This window comes from Arthrobacter sp. BG5 (assembly GCF_056680155.1).
In genome coordinates this window covers 1,167,701-1,185,633 of the sequence record NZ_CM155268.1, presented here as the reverse complement: position 1 = coordinate 1,185,633, position 17,933 = coordinate 1,167,701, and the positions used below count along the sequence as shown (strand labels likewise).

Below are 17,933 nucleotides of genomic sequence, written 5' to 3'. Positions count from 1 at the left end.
CCCGCTGCGGCGGCACCGGACCGGCTCATCCTACGTCGGATGACCGGGAAACCAGCTAGGCTTGGGTCCATGTGTGGAATCGTTGGATATGTAGGCCGCGCGGCTGGCCGGGAAAATACTGATCACTTGGCCCTGGACGTTGTCCTGGAAGGATTGCGGCGCCTCGAGTACCGCGGCTATGACTCCGCCGGGATCGCCGTCGTGGCGGACGGCGCCATTTCCTCCCGCAAGAAGTCGGGCAAACTGAGCAACCTGATCGCCGAGCTGGAGGCGCACCCGCTGCCTGACGCGCTCACCGGGATCGGACACACCCGCTGGGCGACCCACGGCGGTCCCACGGACGTGAACGCGCACCCGCACCTGTCCGACGGCGGCAAGCTGGCCCTCATCCACAACGGCATCATCGAAAACTTCGCAGAGCTCAAGCAGGAACTCCTCGGCAAGGGCGTGACGTTCCTCTCCGAGACCGACACCGAGGTGGCCGCCGCCCTGATCGGCGACATCTACCGCAACCAGCTCGGCGGCGACAACGCCAACGGCGGCCTGACCAAGGCCATGGAACTGGCCTGCCAGCGGCTCGAAGGCGCGTTCACGCTGCTCGCCGTGCACGCCGACCAGCCCGACGTCGTCGTGGCCGCCCGCCGCAACTCCCCGCTCGTGGTGGGCCTGGGCGAGGGCGAGAACTTCCTCGGCTCCGACGTCTCCGGCTTCATTGACTACACCCGCCGTGCCGTGGAACTGGGCCAGGACCAGATCGTCACGATCACCGCCGACACCGTCGCGATCACCGACTTCTTCGGCGCCCCGGCCGAAGGCAAGGAATACTACGTCAACTGGGATCCCGCGTCCGCGGAAAAGGGCGGCTTCCCGTCCTTCATGGAAAAGGAAATCCACGACCAGCCCGACGCCGTGCTGCAGACCCTGCTGGGCCGCTCCGACGTCGACGGCAAGCTGACCCTCGATGAACTCCGCATCGACACGGAGCTGCTCAAGAGCGTGGACAAGATCATCGTCCTGGCCTGCGGCACCTCCGCCTACGCCGGCCAGGTCGCGAAGTACGCGATCGAACGCTGGTGCCGGATCCCCACCGAGGTCGAACTCTCGCACGAGTTCCGCTACCGCGACCCGATCGTGGACGCCAAGACCCTGATCGTCTCCATCTCGCAGTCCGGCGAAACCATGGACACGCTGATGGCCGTCCGCTACGCCAAGGAGCAGGGCGCCAAGACGGTGTCCATCTGCAACACGAACGGCTCCACCATCCCGCGCGAGTCCGATGCCGTGCTGTACACGCACGCCGGCCCGGAAATCGCGGTGGCCTCCACAAAGGCGTTCCTCGCCCAGATCGCCGCCGCCTACCTGCTGGGCCTGTATTTGGCACAGCTGCGCGGCAATAAATTCCAGGGCGAGATCAAGGACATCCTCGCCGACCTGGGCAAGATCCCGGCCAAGATCCAGCAGATCCTGGACAACGCCGACGCGATCAAGAAACTCGGCCACGACATGGTGGACGCCAAGTCGGTGCTGTTCCTGGGCCGCCACGTCGGCTTCCCGGTCGCCATGGAGGGTGCGCTCAAGCTCAAGGAGCTCGCCTACATCCACGCCGAGGGCTTCGCCGCCGGCGAGCTCAAGCACGGCCCGATCGCCCTGATCGAGGAAGGCCAGCCGGTCTTCGTGGTGGTCCCGTCCCCGCGCGGCCGCGACTCGCTGCACGCCAAGGTTGTCTCCAACATCCAGGAAGTCCGCGCCCGCGGCGCCAAGACGATCGTGATCGCGGAGGAGGGTGACGAGGCGGTGAAGGCCTACGCCGAGCACGTCATCTACATCCCGGAGACCCCGACCCTCCTGGCACCGCTGCTGTCCACCGTGCCCCTGCAGATCTTCGCGCTCGCGCTCGCCAGCGCCAAGGGCTACGACGTGGACCAGCCGCGGAACCTGGCCAAGAGCGTGACCGTAGAATAGCCGCATGATTGTTGGCATCGGCGTAGACGTCGTAGACATTGAGCGGTTCGGCCGGCAGCTGGAGCGCACCCCCGGGCTGCGCGACCGGCTGTTCGTGCCCGCCGAGCGGGAGCTGAACACCCGGTCCCTGGCTGCCCGGTTCGCCGCCAAGGAAGCCGTGGCCAAGGTGCTCGGCGCGCCGGCCGGCATGAACTGGCAGGACTGCTGGATCGGCCTGGACCAGCACGGACCGACCGTCCAGGTCAAGGACACCGTACTGGCCGTGGCCCAGTCGAAGGGCGTCAAACGGTGGCACCTGTCGATCAGCCACGACGGCGGCATCGCCACCGCCACGGTGATCGCCGAAGGCTAGGCACCATGATCAGCGCCCATACCGGAACCCACATTCGCGAAGTCGAACAGCAGCTGCTTGAGACGAGTGCGGACCCCGGGATGGGCGCTGTTCTGATGCAGCGCGCCGCCTACGGGCTGGCCAACACGGTGGTCCGCGAACTGCGGGGCCGCGGACTGCGGACCTACGGCTCCAGCGTCGCGGTGCTCACCGGCAAGGGCAACAACGGCGGCGACGGGCTCTACGCCGCGGCGCTGCTGGCCCGCCGGGGCCTGCGGACGACGGCGGTCCTCACCGCCAGCCACGCCCATCCGGCCGCGCTGGCGGCGTTCCGTGCCGCGGGCGGCCGGGACACCGGCCTGACCGACGGCAACGCCGCGGAGCTGGCAGCAGACGCCGCCCGCGCCGACGTCGTCATCGACGCAGTCCTGGGAACCGGCGCCCAGGGCGGTGTGCGCGGCCCTGCAGCCACTCTGTTCGAAGAACTGCAGCGCACCCGCCACGGGCTGGTGGTGGCCTGTGACCTCCCCAGCGGCGTCGACGCCGACACCGGCGAGGCGCACGCCCCCGTTCTCGCCGCCGACGTGACCGTCAGCTTCGGCGCGGCGAAGGCCGGCCTGCTGGCCGACCCCGGCGCGGACTTCACCGGCCGGGTCGTCACCATCCCGATCGGCATCGAGGCGGCCCTGGGCGCCGCCGGGCTGCGGCGCCTGGAAACCAAAGATCTGTCCGCGCTGCTGCCGCACCCAGGCCGCCGCTCGCACAAATACTCCCGCGGCGTGCTCGGCGTCGTCGCCGGGTCCGCCCGCTACCCTGGCGCGGCCGTCCTGGCCTGCCGGGGCGCCCTGGCCGCCGGCGCCGGCATGGTCCGCTACGTGGGCCCGGCGGAAGTCGCGGACCTGGTCCGCCAGTCCTGCCCCGAAGTGGTGTGCGGCACGTCCGTTGCCGACGCCCACGTCCAGGCGTGGCTGCTGGGGCCCGGACTCGACGACGGCGCGCACGAGCAGCTGGAGCGCGTCCGCGAGGCAGCCGCCGCCGGGCTCCCCACCGTGGCCGACGCCGGCGCACTCCCGGCGCTGCCGCGCCAGCTGTCCGCCCGGACCGTGCTGACCCCGCATGCGGGCGAGCTTGCCTCCCTGCTGGAACGGTACGACGCCGGACCGGGCCGTGCCGCCGTTGAGGACGCAACGCTTGCCGCCGTCCGGGAGGCCACACGGCTGACCGGCGCGACCGTCCTGCTCAAGGGCGCCACCACCTTGGTGGCCGCCCCGTCCGGCGCGGTGTTCAGCCAGGCCGAGGCCAGCCCGTGGATGGCCTCCGCGGGCAGCGGCGACGTACTGGCCGGGTTGCTCGGTGCCCTGCTGGCGCAGCTCGCAGGGGATCCCGGCGCCTTCAGCGCCTTAGGGCTCGAGGAACCGGAGCGGTGGGCTGCGATTGCGGCGGTGGCTGCCAGCCTGCACGGCCGCGCTGGGACCCTCGCCTCGGACGGCGGGCCGTTGACGGCGTCGGACATCGCGGATTCCCTGCCGGAGGTTATCGCGAAGCTGTAACAAAAGCGCGCGCACCGGGCGCCTGGTCAATTAGTAACCTTACTTACAAGTAGTCTGTCTAGAGATTGTTCCGCATCGCACGAGGAGTACACATGGAAGTCTGGCCCGGATCGGCTTACCCGTTGGGAGCCACCTTTGACGGCACCGGTACCAATTTCGCGTTGTTCAGTGAACAGGCTGAGCGAGTCGAACTCTGCCTCCTGGCCGATGATCTGACCGAGACGCGGATCGAGCTGACCGAGGTGGACGGCTACGTCTGGCACTGCTACCTGCCGCAGATCCAGCCCGGCCAGAAGTACGGCTACCGGGTCCACGGACCCTACGACCCGGCAAGCGGAAACCGCTTCAACCCCAACAAGCTGCTGATGGACCCGTACGCCAAGGCCATCCAGGGCCAGATCGACTGGGACCCGGCGCTCTTCTCCTACGAATTCGGCGACCCCGATTCGCGCAACGACGCGGATTCGGCACCGCACACCATGCACGGCGTGGTCATCAACCCCTACTTCGAATGGGACGGGGACCGCCAGCTGCGCGTCCCGTACCACGAGTCGGTCATCTACGAGGCGCACGTCAAAGGCCTGACCGAGCTGCACCCGGAAATCCCCGAGGAGCAGCGCGGCACCTACGCCGGCGTTGCCCACCCGGCAGTGATCGAGCACCTCAAAAAGCTCGGCGTCACGGCGATCGAGCTGATGCCGGTCCACCAGTTCGTCAACGACGGCACCCTGGTGGAAAAGGGACTCAACAACTACTGGGGCTACAACACCATCGGCTTCTTCGCCCCGCAGAACACCTACAGCTCCTCCGGCGACGTCGGGCACCAGGTCCAGGAATTCAAGGCCATGGTCCGCGAGCTGCACCGGGCCGGCATCGAAGTCATCCTCGACGTGGTCTACAACCACACGGCGGAAGGCAACCACCTCGGCCCCACCCTGTCCTTCAAGGGCATCGACAACCAGGCCTACTACCGGCTGGTCGACGGCGACCTGAAGCACTACATGGACTACACCGGCACCGGCAACTCGCTGAACGTCCGGCACCCCCACTCCCTGCAGCTGCTGATGGACTCGCTGCGCTACTGGGTGACGGAAATGCACGTCGACGGCTTCCGCTTCGACCTCGCCTCCACGCTGGCCCGCGAGTTCTACGACGTCGACAAACTCTCCACCTTCTTCGAACTGATCCAGCAGGACCCGATCGTGTCCCAGGTCAAGCTGATCGCCGAGCCGTGGGACGTCGGTCCCGGCGGCTACCAGGTGGGCAACTTCCCGCCGCAGTGGACCGAGTGGAACGGCAAGTACCGCGACACCGTCCGCGACTTCTGGCGCGGCGAGCCGTCCACGCTGGGCGAATTCGCGTCCCGCCTCACCGGCTCCGCGGACCTGTACGAAAGCTCCGCCCGGCGCCCGGTGGCCTCGATCAACTTCGTCACCGCGCACGACGGCTTCACCATGCGCGACCTGGTCTCCTACAACGAGAAGCACAACGAGGCCAACGGCGAAGGCAACAACGACGGTGAATCGCACAACCGCTCCTGGAACTGCGGCGAGGAAGGCGACACCGACAACGACACCGTGCTGACCCTCCGCGCCCGGCAGCAGCGGAACTTTATCGCCACGCTGCTGCTCTCCCAGGGCGTGCCGATGCTCCTGCACGGCGACGAACTGGGCCGCACGCAGCAGGGCAACAACAACACCTACTGCCAGGACTCCGAGCTGAGCTGGGTGCACTGGGAAGCCATGGACCAGCCGCTCGTGGAGTTCACCGCGTTCGTCAACAAGATCCGCCACGACCACCCGACGTTCCGCCGCAGCCGCTTCTTCGACGGCCGGCCGGTGGTCCGCGGTGAGGGCGAGAAACTGCCCGACATCGTCTGGCTGAAGACCGACGGCACCGGCATGCTGCCGGAAGACTGGGACAGCGGCTTTGGCCGGACCATCGGCGTGTTCCTCAACGGCCACGGCATCCAGGAGCAGGACTCCCGCGGCCGCCGGATCACCGACGACAGCTTCCTGCTCGGTTTCAACGCCCACGATGACAACGTGGACTTTGTCCTGCCGGCCGAGGAGTACTCGCCGTTCTGGGAGCTGCTTGTGGACACCGCGGACCAGTCCGACACGAACGAACCGCTCAAGGCCGGGGCCGTCCTGACCCTGGCGGCCAAATCCATGGTGGTGCTGCGCGCCTACTCGGGCCCGGAGGTCGAGGTTGACCACTCCGCCGCCGCGTCCTTGGCCTCGATGGCCGAGCACGAGGAAGCCCACGAGGAAATGGTGGAGGCCCAGGAGGAGGCCGCCGCCGCCAGCGAGGCGAAGGCTTCCGCTTCATGAGGACCCCCGCCTCGACCTACCGGCTGCAGATCCGGCCCGGCTTCACCCTGCAGGACGCCGCCGACACGGTGCCCTACCTGAAGTCCCTCGGGGTTGACTGGATCTACCTGTCGCCGATCCTGACGGCCGAGCAGGGTTCGGACCACGGCTACGACGTCACCGACCCCGCCGCGATCGACCCGGACCGCGGCGGCCCGGAGGGTCTCGCGGCGGTGTCCCGCGCGGCGCGGAAGGCCGGCATGGGTGTCCTGGTGGACATCGTGCCCAACCACGTCGGCGTCGCCACCCCGGTCCAGAACCCGTGGTGGTGGTCGCTGCTCAAGGAAGGCCCGCAGTCCCGCTACGCCCCGGCGTTCGACGTCGACTGGGACTTCGGCGGCGGCCGGATCCGGATCCCCGTGCTGGGCGACGACGCGGACGTTGACGCGCTCGAAGTCCGCGACGGCGAGCTGCGGTATTACGACCACCGCTTCCCGCTGGCCGAGGGCACCTACACGGAGGGGAACGACCCCCGCGAGGTGCACAACCGGCAGCACTACGAATTGGTGGGCTGGCGCCGCGCCGACAACGAGCTCAACTACCGCCGGTTCTTCGCGGTCAACACCCTCGCCGGAATCAAGGTCGAGACCCCGGAGGTTTTCGACGAGGCTCACGAGGAAGTAGTCCGCTGGTTCCGCGAGGACCTCGTCGACGGCCTGCGGATCGACCACCCGGACGGCCTCGCTGATCCGGCCGGCTACCTCCGTCGGCTGCGCGAAGTGACCGGCGGCGCCTACCTGCTGATCGAGAAAATCCTCGAGCCCGGGGAAGAGCTCCCGGCAGACTTCGAATGCGAGGGGACCACCGGCTACGACGCGCTCGCGGACGTGGACCGGCTCTTCGTAGACCCCGCCGGCCAGTCCGGCCTGGACGCCCTGGACACCTCGCTGCGCGGCGGGGTCCCTGCGGACTACGAGGAGATGATCCGCGGCACCAAGCGCCGGATCACGGACGGAATCCTGCACTCGGAAATGCTACGGCTGACCCGGCTGGTACCGGCCTCCGCCGGGCTCGACACCGGGACCGCCGTCGATGCGCTGTCCGAGATCACCGCCGCGTTCCCGGTCTACCGCAGCTACCTGCCCGAGGGCGAGGACGTGCTGCGCGAGGCCTGCGAACTGGCCGTCCGCCGCCGCCCCGAGCTGGAACCCGCCGTGCGCACGCTGCTGCCCCTGCTGCTGCACGCCGGCCCCGGGCCCGACGCCGAGCTGGGCCGCCGCTTCCAGCAGACCTCCGGCATGGTGATGGCCAAGGGCGTCGAGGACACCGCCTTCTTCCGCTACACCCGGCTGGGCACCCTCACCGAAGTCGGCGCGGACCCCACCGAGTTCGCGCTGTCCACCGACGAGTTCCACGCCCGGATGGCACGCCGCCAGGCACGGCTGCCGCTGTCCATGACCACGCTCAGCACCCACGACACGAAGCGCAGCGAGGACACCAGGGCGCGGATCTCCGTGCTCGCGGAACTGGCTCCGGAATGGACGGCATCGCTGCGCCGGCTCCAGGAACTGGCGCCGCTGCCGGACGGGCCGCTGGCCAACCTGCTGTGGCAGGCCGTGGCCGGGGTCTGGCCCGCGGACCGGGAACGGCTGCAGTCCTACGCCCAAAAGGCGGCACGGGAGGCCGGCAATTCAACCGACTGGCTGGACCCGGACCCGGACTTCGAAGCGAAACTCGCCGCCGCCGTCGACGCGGCGTTCGACGACGACCAGGTGCGCGCTGAACTCGATGCGCTGGTAGCCCTGCTGGACCCGTACGGCGCCGCCAACGCGCTGGGCGCCAAACTGGTCCAGCTGACCATGCCCGGCGTCCCGGATGTGTACCAGGGCACCGAGTTCTGGGACCGGTCGCTGACCGACCCGGACAACCGGCGGCCGTTCGACTTCGCGGCGCGGCGCGCGGCCCTCACGGCGCTCGACGCCGGGGAGCGGCCGGCGTCGTACCGGGAGGACGCGGCGAAGCTGCTGGTGACCACGCGGGCGCTGCGGCTGCGCCGGGACGCACCGGAGCTGTTCACCGGCTACACCCCGGTGCCGGCCACGGGAGCTGCCGCCGGGCACCTCATCGCCTTTGACCGGGGCGCCGGCTCGCCGGGGGCTCTCACCCTGGCGACCAGGCTGCCCCGCGGCCTCGAGCAGCGGGGCGGCTGGCAGGACACCGCCATCAGCCTCGCTGTCGCAATGACCGACCAGCTCACCGGCCGGTGCTACGGCCCGGGCGCGGCGAGCGTGGCGGAGATCCTCCGCGACTACCCGGTGGCCCTGCTGGTACCCGCCGCCTGACAGCACACACTGACGAACCGATATAGGGGAACGGCAATGACTCTGCCCGCACACGGAACCGCACGCTTCGACCTCTGGGCGCCGGACGCGCAGGACGTCACGCTGCTCGCCGACGGACGGCACTACCCGATGCGCCGGGACACCGGCGCCGGCCGGGGAGGCTGGTGGAACGCGCCGGAGGCCCCGGCCTCCGGCGACGTCGACTACGGCTACCTGCTGGACGGGGACACCACGCCGCTGCCGGACCCGCGGTCCCGCCGCCAGCCCGGGGGAGTGCACTCGCTCTCGCGGACCTTCGACGCCGGCAGCCACCAGTGGGCGGACGGGCAGTGGAAGGGCCGCGGGCTGCAGGGCGGTGTGATCTACGAACTGCATGTGGGCACCTTCACCCCCGAGGGGACGCTGGACGCCGCGGCCGGCAAGCTCGGCTACCTGGCCGAGCTCGGCGTCGACTTCGTGGAGCTGCTGCCGGTCAACGGGTTCAACGGCACGCACAACTGGGGCTACGACGGGGTGCTCTGGTACGCCGTGCACGAGGGCTACGGCGGCCCGGCCGCGTACCAGCGCTTCGTCGACGCCGCCCACGCCGCCGGGCTGGGCGTCATCCAGGACGTCGTCTACAATCACCTTGGCCCCAGCGGCAACTACCTTCCCCGGTTTGGTCCCTACCTCAAGTCCGGCGAGGGCAACACCTGGGGCGACTCGGTCAACCTGGACGGGCCCGGTTCCGACGTGGTCCGCGGCTACATCCTGGACAACGCCGCGATGTGGCTGCGCGACTACCACGTGGACGGCCTGCGGCTGGACGCCGTGCACGCCTTCAAGGACGAACGCGCCGTCCACCTGCTGGAGGACTTCGGCGCCCTCGCCGACGCGGTCGCGGCCGAAACCGGCCGCCCCGCGACGATGATCGCCGAGTCCGACCTGAACAACCCGCGCCTGCTCTACCCGCGCGACGCCAACGGCTACGGCCTGGCCGGGCAGTGGAGCGATGACTTCCACCACGCCGTGCACGTCAACGTCAGCGGCGAGACCACCGGCTACTACAGTGACTTCGACTCGATCGCGGCCCTGGCCAAGGTCCTCGAAAAAGGCTTCTTCCATGACGGCAGTTACTCCAGCTTCCGCGAACGGCACCACGGCCGGCCCATCAACACCTCCCTCGTGCACCCGGCCGCCCTCGTGGTCTGCAGCCAGAACCACGACCAGATCGGCAACCGCGCCACCGGCGACCGGCTGTCCCAGACCCTCGGCTACGGGCAGTTGGCGCTCGCCGCCGTCGCGACCCTGACCTCGCCGTTCACCCCGATGCTGTTCATGGGCGAGGAATACGGCGCCACCACGCCGTGGCAGTTCTTCACCTCGCACCCGGAACCGGAGCTGGGCAAGGCCACCGCGGAGGGCAGGATCAAGGAATTCGAACGGATGGGCTGGGACCCGGCCGTCGTGCCCGACCCGCAGGACCCGGCCACGTTCACCCGCTCCAAGCTGGACTGGTCCGAGGCCGGCTCGGGCGAGCACGCCCGGCTGCTGGAGCTGTACCGGAACCTGATCGCGCTGCGGCGCGCGACGCCGGAACTCGCCGGGGCGGGCTTCGCGGAGACCGCCGTCGACTTCAATGAGGACGAGCGCTGGCTGGTGCTGCGGCGCGGCAGCGTGGAGGTGGCGATGAACTTCTCCGCCGAACCGCGGCAGCTTTCGGTGGCCGGCAGTTCACTGCTGCTGGCCACGGAGGACGGCACCGCGCTGACGACCGCCGGGCTCGGCCTGCCGGGCCACAGCGCCGCCGTCGTCTCCCACTAGGAAAGGAAATTACTGATGACTTACCTTGCAGCAGAGAACCGCTACGACACCATGCCCTACCGCCGGGTGGGCCGCAGCGGCCTGAAACTGCCGGCCATCTCGCTGGGCCTCTGGCACAACTTTGGCGACGACAAGCCCTTCGAGGTGCAGCGCGCCATCCTGCGCCGCGCCTTCGACCTGGGCGTCACGCACTTCGACCTCGCCAACAACTACGGCCCGCCCTACGGCAGCGCCGAGACCAACTTCGGCCGCCACTTCAAGGACGATTTCAAGCCGTACCGCGACGAGCTCATCATCTCCAGCAAGGCCGGCTACGACATGTGGCCGGGCCCGTACGGCAACTGGGGCTCCCGCAAGTACCTGCTGGCCAGCCTGGACCAATCGCTGACCCGGATGGGCCTGGACTACGTCGACATCTTCTACAGCCACCGCCCGGACCCCGAAACCCCGCTGGAGGAGACCATGGGCGCCCTGGACCAGGCCGTCCGCTCCGGGAAGGCGCTCTACGCAGGCATTTCCTCCTACACGCCGGAACAGACCCTGGAGGCTGCCCGGATCCTTAAGGAACTCGGCACCCCGCTGCTGATCCACCAGCCCAGCTACTCGATGCTGAACCGCTGGACCGAGAACGGCAGCCCCAGCCTGTACGAGGCGCTGGACCAGGTGGGCGCCGGGGCCATCGCCTTCTCGCCGCTGGCGCAGGGCATGCTCACCGACCGCTACCTCGACGGCGTCCCGGAGGACTCCCGCGCGGCGCAGGACAAGTCCCTGGACCAGGCCATGATCACCGGCGAAACGCTGGACCGGGTGCGCGGGCTCAACCGGATCGCCGAGGGCCGGGGCCAGACTCTCGCGCAGCTGGCCATCGCCTGGATTCTCCGTGAGCAGGGCAAGGGCGCCTCGGTGACCTCCGCACTGGTCGGCGCGTCAAGCGTCCGGCAGCTCGAGGACACCCTGGCCGCCACCGACAACCTGGACTTCACCGCCGATGAGCTGGACGCGATCGACGAGTTCGCCGTCGAGTCCGACATCAACCTCTGGGCGCAAAAGTGAGCCGCGGCCGGGCTGTGCTGCGGCGCCGCCGCCGGCCGTAACAGATTCGGTGCCGCGGCCGGGAACATCTCAGGCCGCGGCGCCGTTGACTAGAATGCAAGGGCGCCGCATGGCGTTGTGCCCGTTTGCCGCCGTCGTACATCAGAGTACGTCCGCGCCGGGCACGTGAAGTTTGTACTCAAAGGGAGTTTCGTGTCTTCAAATCCGATTCGTGTTGCAATCGTCGGCGTGGGTAACTGTGCCACTTCGCTGGTCCAGGGTGTCCAGTACTACAAGGATGCCGACCCCCAGGCCACGATTCCGGGTCTGATGCACGTGCAGTTCGGCAAGTACCACGTCAACGATGTGCAGTTCGTCGCAGCCTTCGACGTCGACGGCAAGAAGGTGGGCCAGGACCTGTCCGCCGCCATCCTCGCCAGCGAGAACAACACCATCAAGATCGCCGACGTCCCGCCGACCGGAGTCACCGTCCAGCGCGGCCCGACCCTCGACGGCCTCGGCAAGTACTACCTCGAGACCATCGAGCAGTCCCCGGACGAGCCGGTCGACGTCGTCCAGGCCCTCAAGGACGCCAAGGTCGACGTGATGGTCTGCTACCTGCCCGTGGGTTCCCAGGAAGCGGCCGAGTTCTACGCCCAGTGCGCCATCGACGCCGGCGTGGCCTTCGTCAACGCCCTCCCGGTGTTCATCGCCGGCACCAAGGAATGGGCGGACAAGTTCACCGCCGCCGGTGTGCCGATCGTGGGCGACGACATCAAGAGCCAGATCGGTGCCACCATCACGCACCGCGTCATGGCCAAGCTCTTCGAAGACCGCGGTGTCACCCTGGACCGCACCTACCAGCTGAACGTCGGCGGCAACATGGACTTCAAGAACATGCTGGAGCGCGACCGCCTCGAGTCCAAGAAGATCTCCAAGACCCAGGCCGTCACCTCCAACGTCGAAGCCGACCTCGCCGCCAAGGACGTGCACATCGGCCCGTCGGACTACGTCCAGTGGCTTGATGACCGCAAGTGGGCGTTCGTCCGCCTCGAGGGCCGCAACTTCGGTGACGCCCCGGTCTCACTCGAATACAAGCTGGAAGTCTGGGACTCGCCCAACTCCGCCGGCGTGATCATCGACGCCGTCCGCGCCGCCAAGATCGGCCTGGACCGCGGCATCGGCGGCCCGCTGCTCTCGGCATCGAGCTACTTCATGAAGTCCCCGCCGGAGCAGTTCAACGACGACCTGGCCCGTGAAAAGGTCGAGGCCTTCATCCGCGGAGACCTGGAGCGCTAAGCCCCACCTCCGCCGCACACCACCGACGCTCCCTCACGTTTGGTGCGTTCCAACACGACGCTCCCGCACGTCAGGCGCGTTCTGACCCGACGCTCCCGCACGTCAGGCGCATTTCACCACGACGCTCCCGCACTTATGGTGCGGGAGCGTTGTGTTTTTCCGGCTTAGGCAAGTCCCTACACGACGCTCCCTCACGTCTGGCGGGTTTGGGCGGGACGCTCCCTCAGCTCGGGCGGGTTTGGGGCGGACGCTCCCTCAGGTTCGGCGGGTTTGGGCGGGACGCTCCCTCAGCTCTGGCGGGTTTGGGCGTGACGCTCCCTCAGAGTGCTCTAGAATCCCGCAGCGGTTGACGGGCTGAGGTATGCGCTGCGGAGGATCCGCTTGATCCTGGCGATCGCACCGGCGAAGCCGTTCGCAAGATCATCTTTTGTCAGAGTGAGCACCGTCCACCCCGCTGCTTCGAATGCCTTGTCCCGGCGGCGATCGCTGAAGATCTGGGCAGGGAGTAAGTGGTGCCCGCCGTCGTACTGCACCGCAAGGCGCCGACGCCGATACCCGATGTCCGCCGTCGGCGTTCCCGCACTGCCCGGGCGCAGTTCAATTTGCAGCTCCGGTTCGGGAAGCCCGGCGTCGCACATCGCGAGGCGCAGGAGAGTCTCAGGACCTGAATCGGCTCCCACCCGCATCAGATCCAGGGCCTCCCGTGCGCGGACGATCCCCTGAAGATTTGGATGACGGCACAGCATCACCCGCAGCCCGTCGACGGTAGCGAAAGGCTCGCTCCGCCCCTCCAGATTGAACCGGGGGATCCGAATGAGCTCATCTCCCATGCAGACAAGCTCGGGCAGGCTCAGTTGCCGGGCCAGGTCGAGCCACGTGCGGGGACGGGTACTGATCCGGATGCCGTCCGCCGTCTCGATCTCGTCGTCGAACGCAACAACCGTGTGTCCTACGATCCCCTTGCGGCGAACTTCGGGGAGCGCGCGCGGCTTGCTCAGATGCAACTCCTCGGAATCCGAGAGCCACGGCGGCAAGAGCTGGCTGCGAAGTTGAGCTGCCGTCACATGCGAGATCCACGCCCCAGGGGAAGCTGCGGACAGCGCGCGGGCCGCAGCCTCCAACTCGAAGCTCCAACCCGCAGGCCGGTATAGACCCCTGCTGATGTGCCTGAAGTCGAGCTGTCGAAGTCTGGCTCTGGGCACTCCCAACGATGTAGCAGCTGCAAGGGTGAAGGGTCCGGCCGCCAGCACACCCGGAAGCTCTGTTCGCGTTCTCATGCTGGCATTGTGGGCGACTTTGAAAAGCCGTGCAGGAGTTATCCACAGCTGCCTTTGTCGCCGCGCACGATCTGAGGGAGGGTTCGGTTTGGAAGCGCCGGAGGTGAGGGAGCGCCGGGCGGGAGGGCGCCGGACGTGAGGGAGCGTCGGGCGGGAGGGCGCCGGACGTGAGGGAGCGTCGGGCGGGAGGGCGCCGGACGTGAGGGAGGGTTCGGTTTGGAGGCGCCGGATCTGAGGGAGCGTCGGGTGTGGGGGCGCCGGACGTGAGGGAGGGTCTGGGATTAGAAGAGGCCGACGGGGTTGCCGTTGGCGTCGACGTCCATCCGCATGGCGGCAGGGACCTTGGGGAGCCCTGGCATCGTCATCACCGCGCCCGTGAGCGCCACGATGAATCCCGCCCCGGTCTTGGGAATCAGGTCGCGCACGTGCACTGTGAAGCCCTTCGGCGCCCCCAGCTTGGTGGCGTCGTCGCTGAATGAGTACTGCGTTTTCGCCATGCAGACCGGCATCCCGGACCAGCCGTTCTTCTCGATCTCCGCGAGCCGCTTGAGCGCCGGAACCGAGAACTCCACCCCGTCGGCCCCGTAGATCTCCTGCACGATGGTGCGGATCTTGTCCTCCACGGACATTTCCAGCGGATAGAGGTGCCGGAAGCCGTGCGGGGCGTCGATGGCGGCAGCAACCTTCGCGGCGAGTTCGTCCCCGCCGTCGCCGCCCCCGCCGCGGCCCCAGACGTCGGCCACGGCCGCCTGGACGCCCTCGGCCGCGCACCAGTCCAGCAGCCAGTCGAGCTCCGCCTGGCTGTCGGTGCCGAACTTGTTGATCGCCACCACGGGGGTGATGCCGAACTTCTCGACGTTGCGCACGTGCCGCTGAAGGTTGGCGACGCCGGCCGCCAGCGCCTCGACGTCGGGCTCCCTGAGCTGGTCCTTGGCGACGCCGCCGTGCATCTTGAGCGCACGGATGGTGGCCACCACCACGACGGCGGACGGCGCGACGTCGGCCATCCTCGCCTTGATATCCATGTACTTTTCGGCGCCCAGGTCGGCGCCGAAGCCGGCCTCGGTGATGACGACGTCCGCGAGGCTGCGGGCTGTCTGGGTGGCGATCAGCGAGTTGCAGCCGTGCGCGATGTTGGCGAAGGGACCGCCGTGCACCAAGGCGGGCGTGCCGGCGATGGTCTGCACCAGGTTCGGTTTGATCGCGTCCTTGAGCAGCATGGTCAGGGCGCCCTGGACACCGAGGTCGGCGACCGTGACCGGCTCCCGGTCGTAGGTGTAGCCGAAGGTGATCCGGCCCAGCCGCGCGCGCAGGTCGTCCAGGTCGGTGGCCAGGCAGAACACCGCCATGATTTCCGAGGCGACGGTGATGTCGAAGCCGTCCTGCCGCGGCACGCCCTGCGTCGGTCCGCCCAGGCCGATCACAACCTCGCGCAGGGAGCGGTCGTTCATGTCCAGCACCCGTTTGAACGTCATCCGGCGCGGATCGATGTTCAGCGCGTTGCCCTGGTAGATGTGGTTGTCCACCAGTGCCATCAGGGCGTTGTTCGCCGAGGTGATGGCATGGAAGTCGCCGGTGAAATGCAGGTTGATCTCGTCCATCGGCAGGACCTGGGAGTAGCCGCCGCCGGTCGCGCCGCCCTTCATGCCCAGGATGGGGCCCAGCGAGGGCTCGCGCAGCGCGATCATGACCCGGTGCCCGGCGCGGGCCAGGGAATCGGCCAGGCCCACCGTGGTGGTGGACTTCCCCTCGCCGGCCGGGGTGGGGGACATTGCCGAGACCAGTACCACCTTGCCGGGGGTGTGCGCGGCGTCCCGGTTGAGCCTGGCCGGATCGATTTTGGCCTTGTAGCGGCCATAGAATTCCAGCGCCTCCGGGTTGATCCCGGCGGCGGCCGCCACGTCCTGGATCGGCCGCATGGTGGCCCGCTGCGCGATTTCCAAATCACTCAGCACCGGCGCCTGGGCCGACGTCCCGGCTGGCTGGCCGGCAGAGTGCCCGGCGTTGGCTCCGGCGGGTTCCGTGGCGTTCTCTGACATCGTTGTCCTTCGGCTCGTGGCTTCGTGGCGCCCCGGCCGGCGGTTCCGGCCGGGATCCCGGTCTGGTCCCCCGGTCAGGGCGTGTGGCCCACCGGGATGCTCCGTGTACCAAAATACTGGACCAGGGCGTCCTGGTAGCTCTCCACCGTAATCGCGGCGGTGCGTTGCCAGCCGAAGTCCTGGGCGTGCACGGAGGCCGCGCGGCCCATGTCCTCACGGGTTGCCGGGTCGTCATGGAGGGCTTCCATGGCGTCGGCCCAGTCTGCTGCCTTGTGACCCTCCACCAGCAGGCCGGTCCTGCCATCGAAGATCGCCCGCGACAGCCCGCCCACCTTCGTGGCGACCACGGGCGTGCCGCAGGCCTGGGCCTCCAGGGCGACCAGGCCGAAGGATTCGCTGTAGGAGGGCATCACCACGACGTCGGCCGAGCGGTACCAGCCGGCCAGCTTCGGCGCACTGACCGGCGGGTGGTGCGTGACGACGTCGTCCATCCCGGCGGCGGTGATCAGGGCCTTGAGGTCAAAGTCCTTCGCCCCGCTCACCGCTCCCAGGATGGTCAGCTGAAGATCGATGTCCGGTCGGCGGGCACGCAGCAGGGCGGCCGCCTTGATCAGGATCTGCGGCCCCTTGAGCCGCTGGATCCGTCCGGCGAAAAGCAGGTGGAACCGGCCGGGCACGATGCCGTGCTGGCTGCGGGCGTGGCTCCGGAACGCGGGCGTAAAGATGGACAGGTCCACGCCCGGGGGCGCCACATCGATGCGGTCGGGGTCGGCGTCGTAGTGCGAAACCAGTTCCGCGGCCTCCGCCCCGGTGTTGGCGACCAGCCGGGTGGCGCCGTCGACGATCCGGTGCTCGCCCTCCTCGCGCCGGCGCGGTTCGGGCTGCTCGCCGGACTCCAGCAGCAGGTTCTTGACCTTGGCCATGGTGTGCATGGTGTGCACCAGCGGCACGCCCCACAGCTCCGAGAGCTCCAGCCCCGCGACCCCGGACACCCAGTAATGCGAATGGATGACGTCGTAACGGCCATGCGGCTGCAGCTGCTTGATCCGGTCGATTTCGGCCACCATGCTGTGCAGCAGCGCCGGCAGTTCCTCCTTGGGAAGTTTCCGCGGCGGACCGGCGAGCACGTTGTGGACGCAGACGCCCGGGAAAGGATGCTCGACGGCGGCCTGGCCGGCCGCGTTGGACCGGGTGAAGATCTCCACCTCCACGCCGGTCTCGGCCAGGGCCGCGGCGAGGGCACGGACGTAGACGTTCATGCCGCCGGCGTCTCCGGAGCCGGGCTGCTCCATCGGCGAGGTGTGCAGGGAAAGGAAGGCGACACGGCGGACCAGCGGCATCCTCTTTCCTCCCTTCCTGCGACGTGGATTCGGTAAAACACTACTCCTGAACGGCGGGACGGTTCACCGGCGGCCGGCGGCTGCTAACGTGGCGGCTGTGAGCGCAAACACAGAAACCCGGCCGGCCCCGGCGTCGTGGGTGATCCGCGAGGCCACCGGCCAGGACTGGCCCGCCATCTGGGAGATCCTGGAGCCGGTCATCCGGGCCGGGGAGACCTTCACCTGGGACGTGGACACCACCGAGGACCAGGCCCGCGCCAAGTGGGTCAAGACGGCGCCGGGCCGGACCTTCGTCGCCGTCGGGACCGGCGGGCTCGACGGCGTCGTGCTGGGCACCGGCGAGCTGCACGCCAACCAGGGCGGCGGCGGCAGCCACGTCGCCAACGCCGGGTACATGGTCCGTGCCGGGTACGGCGGCCGCGGCGTCGCCCGGGCCCTGTGCGCCTATTCGCTGGAGGCCGCCCGGGCCGCCGGCTTCCGCGCCATGCAGTTCAACGCCGTGGTGGAAAGCAACGTCCGGGCCGTCGCCGCCTGGCAGGCCATGGGCTTCAAGATCCTCGCCACCATCCCTGAGGCCTTCCAGCACCCGAGGCTGGGCTTTGTGGGCCTGCACGTGATGCACCGCAGCCTGTAGCGGGCCCGGACG

The 17,933-nt window shown here is 68.8% G+C and carries 12 protein-coding genes; 9 read left to right on the top strand and 3 right to left on the bottom strand.

From position 1 onward, the window contains the following. Positions 1-69: 69 nt before the first annotated feature. The 8 genes from glmS to AC1MBE_RS05275 all read left to right on the top strand — a co-directional run bounded on the left by glmS (position 70) and on the right by AC1MBE_RS05275 (position 12,631). The gene (gene glmS, locus AC1MBE_RS05310; protein ID WP_479781335.1) at positions 70-1,962 is read left to right on the top strand and encodes a glutamine--fructose-6-phosphate transaminase (isomerizing); all 1,893 of its coding nucleotides are present in this window, start codon (positions 70-72) and stop codon (positions 1,960-1,962) included. Positions 1,963-1,966: 4 nt separating this feature from the next. Next, positions 1,967-2,314 (top strand): holo-ACP synthase, encoded by a 348-nt coding sequence (locus AC1MBE_RS05305; RefSeq protein WP_346959841.1) that lies wholly within the window; start codon positions 1,967-1,969, stop codon positions 2,312-2,314. Positions 2,315-2,319: 5 nt separating this feature from the next. Continuing rightward, on the top strand, positions 2,320-3,843 hold the full coding sequence (locus AC1MBE_RS05300) for an NAD(P)H-hydrate dehydratase (protein WP_479781333.1): 1,524 nt from the start codon (positions 2,320-2,322) through the stop codon (positions 3,841-3,843). 92 nt (positions 3,844-3,935) lie between these two features. Next, positions 3,936-6,176 carry a glycogen debranching protein GlgX gene (glgX, locus tag AC1MBE_RS05295; protein ID WP_479781331.1) on the top strand — a complete coding sequence of 747 codons (2,241 nt, stop codon included), beginning with the start codon at positions 3,936-3,938 and terminating at the stop codon, positions 6,174-6,176. Then, positions 6,173-8,497 (top strand): malto-oligosyltrehalose synthase, encoded by a 2,325-nt coding sequence (gene treY, locus AC1MBE_RS05290; RefSeq protein WP_479781329.1) that lies wholly within the window; start codon positions 6,173-6,175, stop codon positions 8,495-8,497. The genes glgX and treY overlap by 4 nt, the downstream gene beginning before the upstream one ends. 36 nt (positions 8,498-8,533) lie before the next feature. Next, on the top strand, positions 8,534-10,300 hold the full coding sequence (gene treZ / locus AC1MBE_RS05285) for a malto-oligosyltrehalose trehalohydrolase (RefSeq protein ID WP_479781327.1): 1,767 nt from the start codon (positions 8,534-8,536) through the stop codon (positions 10,298-10,300). A gap of 15 nt (positions 10,301-10,315) precedes the next feature. Beyond that, the gene (mgrA, locus tag AC1MBE_RS05280; RefSeq protein ID WP_479781325.1) at positions 10,316-11,353 is read left to right on the top strand and encodes an L-glyceraldehyde 3-phosphate reductase; all 1,038 of its coding nucleotides are present in this window, start codon (positions 10,316-10,318) and stop codon (positions 11,351-11,353) included. A 192-nt stretch (positions 11,354-11,545) separates the two neighbouring features. Then, positions 11,546-12,631, top strand: coding sequence for an inositol-3-phosphate synthase (locus tag AC1MBE_RS05275; protein WP_346959835.1), 1,086 nt, complete (start codon positions 11,546-11,548; stop codon positions 12,629-12,631). Positions 12,632-12,960: 329 nt separating this feature from the next. On the opposite strand, the gene AC1MBE_RS05270 is transcribed toward AC1MBE_RS05275, so the two are convergent. The 3 genes from AC1MBE_RS05270 to mshA form a co-directional block, all read right to left on the bottom strand. Beyond that, positions 12,961-13,695, bottom strand: a complete 735-nt coding sequence (locus AC1MBE_RS05270) for an endonuclease domain-containing protein (RefSeq protein WP_479781323.1) — start codon at positions 13,693-13,695, stop codon at positions 12,961-12,963. 494 nt (positions 13,696-14,189) lie between these two features. Next, the gene (locus tag AC1MBE_RS05265; RefSeq protein ID WP_479781321.1) at positions 14,190-15,947 is read right to left on the bottom strand and encodes a formate--tetrahydrofolate ligase; all 1,758 of its coding nucleotides are present in this window, start codon (positions 15,945-15,947) and stop codon (positions 14,190-14,192) included. A 74-nt stretch (positions 15,948-16,021) separates the two neighbouring features. Beyond that, positions 16,022-17,287 carry a D-inositol-3-phosphate glycosyltransferase gene (gene mshA, locus AC1MBE_RS05260; RefSeq protein WP_479781319.1) on the bottom strand — a complete coding sequence of 422 codons (1,266 nt, stop codon included), beginning with the start codon at positions 17,285-17,287 and terminating at the stop codon, positions 16,022-16,024. Between the two features lie 97 nt (positions 17,288-17,384). On the opposite strand from mshA, the gene AC1MBE_RS05255 reads away from it, so the two are divergent. Then, positions 17,385-17,921: an N-acetyltransferase family protein gene (locus AC1MBE_RS05255; protein ID WP_479781318.1), complete on the top strand. Its 537-nt coding sequence runs from the start codon at positions 17,385-17,387 to the stop codon at positions 17,919-17,921. Positions 17,922-17,933 lie beyond the last annotated feature (12 nt).

Excerpts from the sequence above, each read along its gene's own strand:
- glmS (WP_479781335.1), top strand. The coding sequence starts at position 70 with ATGTGTGGAATCGTTGGATATGTAGGCCGCGCGGCTGGCCGGGAAAAT.
- AC1MBE_RS05305 (WP_346959841.1), top strand. The coding sequence starts at position 1,967 with ATGATTGTTGGCATCGGCGTAGACGTCGTAGACATTGAGCGGTTCGGC.
- AC1MBE_RS05300 (WP_479781333.1), top strand. The coding sequence starts at position 2,320 with ATGATCAGCGCCCATACCGGAACCCACATTCGCGAAGTCGAACAGCAG.
- glgX (WP_479781331.1), top strand. The coding sequence starts at position 3,936 with ATGGAAGTCTGGCCCGGATCGGCTTACCCGTTGGGAGCCACCTTTGAC.
- treY (WP_479781329.1), top strand. The coding sequence starts at position 6,173 with ATGAGGACCCCCGCCTCGACCTACCGGCTGCAGATCCGGCCCGGCTTC.
- treZ (WP_479781327.1), top strand. The coding sequence starts at position 8,534 with ATGACTCTGCCCGCACACGGAACCGCACGCTTCGACCTCTGGGCGCCG.
- mgrA (WP_479781325.1), top strand. The coding sequence starts at position 10,316 with ATGACTTACCTTGCAGCAGAGAACCGCTACGACACCATGCCCTACCGC.
- AC1MBE_RS05265 (WP_479781321.1), bottom strand. The coding sequence starts at position 15,947 with ATGTCAGAGAACGCCACGGAACCCGCCGGAGCCAACGCCGGGCACTCT.
- mshA (WP_479781319.1), bottom strand. The coding sequence starts at position 17,287 with ATGCCGCTGGTCCGCCGTGTCGCCTTCCTTTCCCTGCACACCTCGCCG.